Origin of the sequence: Mesorhizobium sp. M2E.F.Ca.ET.209.01.1.1 (assembly GCF_004010375.2) — a bacterium.
Lineage (GTDB): Bacteria > Pseudomonadota > Alphaproteobacteria > Rhizobiales > Rhizobiaceae > Mesorhizobium.
This window is the reverse complement of sequence record NZ_SADP02001149.1, coordinates 1-291: the sequence shown is the minus strand read 5'-3', so window position 1 is coordinate 291 and position 291 is coordinate 1. Positions and strand designations below refer to the sequence as shown.

Annotated in this window: 1 pseudogene; it reads right to left on the bottom strand. The window is 66.7% G+C overall.

Annotated elements, in window-relative coordinates:
• Positions 1-291: pseudogene (locus EN852_RS39495) on the bottom strand (D-alanyl-D-alanine carboxypeptidase); the annotation flags it as partial.

The window sequence follows — 291 nt, the reverse complement described above, 5'->3', positions numbered from 1 at the left end:
GCGGAAACTGGTGCCGGTCATGCCGAGCGAGCGCGCCTTGGCGGTCATCATGGCGGCGAACTGGTCCTCCGAGCCGCCGCCCAGATATTCGCCCACCGCCACCGCCACGTCGTTCGCCGACTTCACCACCATGGCGCGGATGGCGGAATCGACGTCGATCGTCTCGCCGCGCCGGAAGCGGAGCTTGGTCGGCGGCTGCGAGGCGGCATGCGCGGAAACCGGGATCTGCGTCTCTTTGGTTACCCGGCCGCTCTCCATCGCCTCGAACAGCATGTAGAGCGTCATCATCTT